The organism is Enterovirga sp. (genome assembly GCF_035325185.1).
Taxonomy (GTDB): Bacteria; Pseudomonadota; Alphaproteobacteria; order Rhizobiales; family Beijerinckiaceae; genus Enterovirga.
Map to the genome: position 1 here is coordinate 1 of NZ_DAOLAJ010000142.1, position 6,117 is coordinate 6,117.

The following is a 6,117-nucleotide window of genomic DNA, read 5'->3' on the forward strand; positions in this document are numbered from 1 at the left end:
CCGCGTCAGTCGCCGCCGACCACCTGGCCGGCGATGGAGAAGGGGCTCGCCAGCGTCGCGCCGACCGTGTTCAGGATGAAAGCGCCGGCATGGCGGACCCCGTCCTGCTTGCCCATCGCGTTGAGCTTCGCGCTCAGCGCCACCGCCTGGACGAAGCGGCTGTGGTTGAAGGTGTCGGTGGATTCGATCGACGAGATGTCGATGGTCTGGATGTTGAAGCGCTGGGCCGCCTGCTGGACGCGGGGATTGTGCACGTCGATGCTGCCGACGCGCTTGCGCCCCCCCGCGATGCGGGCCGACACGGACAGGGCGAGATCGTCCGTCGCCACGAGGATGCGCATGGTCCGCTTCATGCGCCCGATGACCTCCATCTGGGAGAGGAAGACCTGGCTGTCGACGTCGGGCGCGGCCAGGATGACGTCCAGCCGGTCGAGCACGTCCCCGTGGCCCGTCAGCTTGAGCTGGCGCAGGGATTCCATCGTCAGCCAGGAGCCCATGCTGTGGGCGAGAACGAGCGTGTCCCCGGGGCCGCGCCCGCGGGCCAGGGTGCGGATCACGTCGGACAGGCCGTCGCGCGAGGCCGTCACCGCATCCTTGTCCGCGACATAGGCGCTGACGCTCGCCTCCGACGGCCAGGCGAACAGGACGGCGTCGCCCGGGATGTCGGAATCGAACTTCATCTGCGCGAGCTGGAACAGGGCTTCCTGGAAGTTCACGTTGAAGCCGTGGATGAACAGGCCGATCCTCTTCGAGCCGCCGCGCGGAGCGACCTGAGCCTCGAATTCCTTGCGGGTGAGCAGGCGCTGGCTCACGGTCGCGAAGCTGCGCGAGGGATCGATACGATCTCCCTCGGGCCATTGCACCGTGCCGGGCACATGGCCCGGCGGGATGGAGATCGTGAACTCGGCGAAGTTCAGCCCGTCCGCGAGATTGCTCGTGAACACGTTCTGGCCCGGATTCTGCCGCGCGCGCGTCGTCGCGACATAGACCTTGACCAGCTTGGCGCCGGGATAGGCCGGCACGTCGCTCAGCAGTTCGGGGCCGGGGCGCGAGGAGCATCCCGCCAGCAGGAGCAGGACAAAGATCAGGCCGAAACGCAAGGTGGGCTCCAACGGACCGGCAGCCGTGCAGGCGGCCTGACTGCCTGGATGAATCCTCCTGCGCGCGGCGGGAGTCGATGACGCAATGAACACACCGGGTCCTAAAACGAACTTGACGCGGCTCCCGCCGGATCGGGAGGCGGGCGCTTGCAATCCCTTCCCGCTGACGCGATGGGAACGTCAGCAGAAGCCTGCTCCGAGAAAGCTCCCATGAACGCGATGTCCCTGCCGACAGCCACCCATTATCCCGACCCGCAGGCCGTCGAGCCCGTGAACCGGCACACGCTCGCCGTCATCGTCGACAACGAGCCGGGCGTCCTCGCGCGCATCGCCGGCCTCTTCTCGGGGCGCGGCTACAACATCGAGAGCCTGACGGTGTCGGAGACCGAGCACGAGCGCCACGTCTCGCGCATCACGATCGTCACCACGGGCACCAATGCGATCCTGGAGCAGATCAAGGCCCAGCTCGGGCGCCTCGTCCCCGTGCACCGGGTCCTCGACCTGACGGTCCAGGGCAACGCCATCGAGCGCGAGCTGGTCCTCGCCAAGGTCGACGGCAAGGGCGAGCAGCGCGTCGAGGCGATGCGGCTCTCCTCGGCCTTCGGGGCGCGGATCGTGGATGCGACCCTCACCTCCTTCGTCTTCGAGATGACCGGCACGACCGACGAGGTCGAGCGCTTCATCTCGCTGATGGTGGCGGTCGGCCTCGTCGAGGTCTCGCGCACCGGCATCGCCGCCATGAGCCGCGGCGCCAAGGGGATGTGAGACCCCTTGCCCTCCCCGCCTCAGATATCCATTGTATATCCAGCTCGATGAGGCTTCCGCCTCGATGAGGCATCCGCCATGAAGGTCCAGGTCGCGCGCTGGGGCAACAGCACCGCCATGAGGTTTCCGAAAGCCGTGGCGGATGCCATGAAGCTGGAGCCCGGCACGCAGCTCGAACTCGTGATGGAGGGGCGGGACATCCGTCTCATGCGCCCGCGCCCGCAGTCACGCCGCCTCCTCGACGAGATGGCCGAGGAGGCGCGGCGGCTCGGCCCCGGCTTCGAGCCCGCAAGCGTCGACTGGGGTCCTGATCGCGGATCGGAAAGCATCGACGACGATGCCTCCCGATGACTGGGACCTCGCTGCGGGCGACCTGGTCCTCGTGCAGCTCGCGCCGATCCGCGGCTCGGAGCAGGACGGGCTGCGGCCGGCCCTGGTCGTCTCCGCGGCGCAGATGCATGCCTTCTCCCGCCGCGCCATCGTCTGCCCGATCACGCGGAACCCGAATCCCTGGCCGACCAAGGTCTTCCTGCCGGAGGGACTCGCCGCCGAGGGCGCGGTGCTGTGCGACCAGATCCGCGCCATCGACCGCCGCGAGCGGATCCTCCGCAAGCTCGGCCCGGCTCCCCCGGAGACGCTTTCCCTCGTCCGCGCCAAGATCGCGGCTCTTCTTGCCATCGACATCGACTGAAAGGCAGCCATGACCCTCACGCTCTTCTATTCTCCGGGCGCCTGCTCGCTCGCCTCCCACATCGCGATCGAGGAATCGGGCCTCGCCTTCGAGCCCCGCCGCGTCGATTTCGCGAAGACGGAGCAGCGCTCGCCGGACTACCTGAAGATCAATCCCAAGGGCCGCGTGCCCGCCCTCGCCGATGACGGATTCGTCGTCACCGAGAACCCCGCCATCCTGCGCTACATCGCCCGCAAGGCGCCCGAGGCGGGGCTCTGGCCCGAGGAGGCGCGGGCGGATGCCGTCTGCGCCGAATGGTGCGCCTGGTGCTCCTCGGGAATCCACGTCGCCTATGCCCATATCCGCCGGCCCGAGCGCTATGCGACGAGCGAGGCTGCCAAGGCGGAGGTCGTGGAGAAGGGACGGGCGAGCGCCCGCGAGATCTGGGAGCAGGTCGAGAAGAAGCTCGCCGCGCTGTCGACGCCCTGGCTCGCCGGCGAGCGCTACAGCGTCGCCGATCCCTATCTCCTGGTCTTCTGGACCTGGGGCCGCGGCCCGACGCTCGGCTACGACATGGCGCGCGACTTCCCGGCCTGGACCGCCCATGCCCGCAGGCTGGGCGAGCGGCCGGCGGTTCGCCGCACGCTCGAGCGCGAGGGGATCGCGCTGCCCTGAGCGCCGGGGCGGTCGGCAGGTGACAAGCCGGCCCGGCTCGGCTATGGAGCCGGCATGGTCCCCGCCGCCGCCTATTTCTGGTATTTTAGCTTCGGCAACTCACCGGCGGTGGGAGGATCACGCGCGACCTGAGAAAAGCTCGCAGCAGGACATCCGAACAGCCGCCGACCTGGCGGCTTTTTCTTTGGCCGGCAGGTCTCCGAGACAGGAGAGAGACCCATGCAAGCCACAGACGACCTTCGCGTCACCCACCTTCTGGAACTGAGCCTGCCCGACGAGGTGCTGGCCGAGATCGCGCGCAGCGAGGCCGCCACGGAGACGGTGGCCGCCGCACGCGCCGCGATCCACGCCATCCTCGAAGGCGAGGACGACCGCCTGCTCGTCGTGGTCGGCCCGTGCTCGATCCACGATCCGAAGGCCGCCCTCGACTATGCCCACCGCCTCGCCGGCCTGCGCCGGGAACTGGCCGACAGGCTCGAGATCGTCATGCGGGTCTATTTCGAGAAGCCGCGCACGACGATCGGCTGGAAGGGGCTGATCAACGATCCCGATCTCGACGGCCGCTTCGACATCAACAAGGGCCTGCGCCTCGCCCGCCGCCTCCTGGCGGAGCTTGGCGATCTCGGCCTTCCGGCCGGCACCGAGTTCCTCGACATGACGACGCCGCAATACATCGCCGACCTCGTCTCCTGGGCCGCGATCGGGGCGCGCACGACCGAGAGCCAGATCCATCGCGAGCTGGCCTCGGGCCTCTCCTGCCCGGTCGGCTTCAAGAACGGCACGGACGGCAATGTCCGCATCGCCGCGGAGGCGGTGAAATCGGCCTCCTACCCGCACCGTTTCATGGCGGTCACCAAGAGCGGGCGCCCGGCCATCGCCGCGACGACCGGCAACGAGGATTGCCATGTGATCCTGCGCGGAGGCAGCCGGCCCAATTACGATGCGGCGAGCGTCGAGGCCGCCGCCGCCGAGATGGCCCGGGCCGGGGTGGCGCCGCGGCTCATGATCGACACGAGCCACGCGAACAGCTCCAAGAAGCCGGAGAACCAGCCGCGCGTCGCCGCCGACATTGCAGGCCAGGTCTCGGCCGGCGAGCGCCGCATCGTGGGCGTGATGATCGAGAGCAACCTCGTTGCCGGCCGCCAGGATGTGCTGCCCGGCATGACGCCGACCTACGGCCAGAGCATCACCGACGGCTGCATCGGCTGGGACACCACGGTCTCGACGCTCCACGCCCTCGCGGACGCCGTCGCGGCGCGCCGCCAGGGGGCGGCCCGCCACGGCCAGGCCACGCAGCTTCGCTCGGCCTGAGGGCGATCGGCGGCGGGAGCGGATCTCCGCCCCGCCACCCCCTTGCCACCGGCCGCCTCTTGGCCTAAGGACGGCATAAGTAACGTACGGTACGGTTCACCGACGCATCGAATCATGGCGACAGGGACGGAAATCCGGGGAGAGCCCCCCACCGCCCGCCAGCAGGCGGTGCTGGACGCCGTGCTCGGCCTCATGGTCGAGGCGGGCGACCCGCTCACCATGGATGCCGTCGCCCGCCGCGCGAGCTGCTCCAAGGAGAGCCTCTACAAGTGGTTCGGCGACAGGGACGGGCTCCTCGCCGCCACCGTCCAGTGGCAGGCTTCGCGGGTGCGGGCGGGCAGCTACGACCGCCAGAAGCTCGACGTCGCGGCCCTGCGCGACAGCCTGCGCGATTTCGCGGCCACCTGGCTCGAGACGATTTCCAGCCCGACCTCGATCGCCCTCAACCGGCTCGCCATCGGCCACGCGGCCTCGGCCAAGGACGATCTGGGCCATCTCGTCCTCGCCAATGGCCGCTTCGCCATCGGCGAGCGGCTGAAGCCGGTCCTGGAGGAAGGGCGCGCGGCCGGGCTCCTCGCCTTCGAGGATGCGGAAGAGGCGTTCCGCACCTTCTTCGGCCTCGTCGGGCGCGACGTGCAGATCCGCCTTCTCCTCGGCGACCGCCTCGGCCTGACGGCCCGGGACATCGCGCGCGACGCGGCCCGCGCCGCCGAGCAGTTCCTCACCCTCTACGGCGCAAAGACAAGCAAGCCGCAGACCTGACCCCCGCAACCGCAGAGCGTTTTCACAGGAAGGACGAAGTCACATGCGCGTCTATTACGATCGTGATGCCGACATCAACCTGATCAAGGGCAAGAAGGTCCTGATCGTCGGCTATGGCAGCCAGGGCCATGCCCATGCGCAGAACCTGCGCGATTCGGGCGTGAAGGAGGTCGCGATCGCCCTCAAGGAGGGCTCGAAGACCCGCGCCAAGGCCGAGGCGGCCGGCTTCAAGGTCCTCACCCCGGCCGAGGGCGCCAAATGGGCCGATTTCGTCATGATGCTGACGCCCGACGAGCTTCAGGCCGACATCTACAACAACGACCTCGCCGCCAACATGAAGCAGGGCGCGGCGCTCGCCTTCGCGCACGGCCTCAACGTTCATTTCAACCTGATCGAGGCCCGTCCCGACCTCGACGTGCTCATGATCGCACCCAAGGGCCCCGGCCACACCGTCCGCTCCGAATACCAGCGCGGCGGCGGCGTGCCGACGCTGATCGCGATCGACCAGGACGCCACGGGCAACGCCCACGACCTCGGCCTCTCCTACGCCTCGGCCAATGGCGGCGGCCGCGCCGGCATCATCGAGACGACCTTCAAGGAGGAATGCGAAACCGACCTCTTCGGCGAGCAGGTGGTGCTCTGCGGCGGCCTCGTCGAGCTGATCAGGGCCGGCTTCGAGACGCTGGTCGAGGCGGGCTACGCCCCCGAAATGGCCTATTTCGAGTGCCTGCACGAGGTGAAGCTGATCGTCGACCTCATCTATGAGGGCGGCATCGCCAACATGAACTACTCGATCTCGAACACGGCCGAATACGGCGAATACGTCACCGGCCC

General features: G+C 68.8%; 8 protein-coding genes. 7 read left to right on the plus strand and 1 reads right to left on the minus strand.

All coding sequences use genetic code 11. From position 1 onward, the window contains the following. Positions 1-5: 5 nt before the first annotated feature. The gene (locus PKD06_RS17925; RefSeq protein ID WP_324382538.1) at positions 6-1,100 is read right to left on the minus strand and encodes an alpha/beta hydrolase; all 1,095 of its coding nucleotides are present in this window, start codon (positions 1,098-1,100) and stop codon (positions 6-8) included. 210 nt (positions 1,101-1,310) lie between these two features. Between PKD06_RS17925 and ilvN the strand changes: the two genes are divergently transcribed. From ilvN to ilvC, 7 genes are all read left to right on the plus strand, one after another. Further along, positions 1,311-1,865 carry an acetolactate synthase small subunit gene (gene ilvN, locus PKD06_RS17930; RefSeq protein WP_324382540.1) on the plus strand — a complete coding sequence of 185 codons (555 nt, stop codon included), beginning with the start codon at positions 1,311-1,313 and terminating at the stop codon, positions 1,863-1,865. A 78-nt stretch (positions 1,866-1,943) separates the two neighbouring features. Further along, on the plus strand, positions 1,944-2,216 hold the full coding sequence (locus PKD06_RS17935) for an AbrB/MazE/SpoVT family DNA-binding domain-containing protein (RefSeq protein WP_324382542.1): 273 nt from the start codon (positions 1,944-1,946) through the stop codon (positions 2,214-2,216). After that, positions 2,203-2,556, plus strand: coding sequence for a type II toxin-antitoxin system PemK/MazF family toxin (locus PKD06_RS17940; RefSeq protein WP_324382544.1), 354 nt, complete (start codon positions 2,203-2,205; stop codon positions 2,554-2,556). Before PKD06_RS17935 ends, PKD06_RS17940 begins: the two co-directional genes overlap by 14 nt. A gap of 9 nt (positions 2,557-2,565) precedes the next feature. After that, the gene (locus PKD06_RS17945; protein WP_324382546.1) at positions 2,566-3,210 is read left to right on the plus strand and encodes a glutathione S-transferase N-terminal domain-containing protein; all 645 of its coding nucleotides are present in this window, start codon (positions 2,566-2,568) and stop codon (positions 3,208-3,210) included. 219 nt (positions 3,211-3,429) lie between these two features. Next, on the plus strand, positions 3,430-4,521 hold the full coding sequence (locus PKD06_RS17950; RefSeq protein WP_324382548.1) for a 3-deoxy-7-phosphoheptulonate synthase: 1,092 nt from the start codon (positions 3,430-3,432) through the stop codon (positions 4,519-4,521). A 114-nt stretch (positions 4,522-4,635) separates the two neighbouring features. Further along, positions 4,636-5,283, plus strand: coding sequence for a TetR/AcrR family transcriptional regulator (locus PKD06_RS17955; protein WP_324382550.1), 648 nt, complete (start codon positions 4,636-4,638; stop codon positions 5,281-5,283). A gap of 43 nt (positions 5,284-5,326) precedes the next feature. Further along, a partial coding sequence (gene ilvC / locus PKD06_RS17960; protein ID WP_324382552.1) for a ketol-acid reductoisomerase occupies positions 5,327-6,117 on the plus strand: 791 nt, incomplete at its 3' end.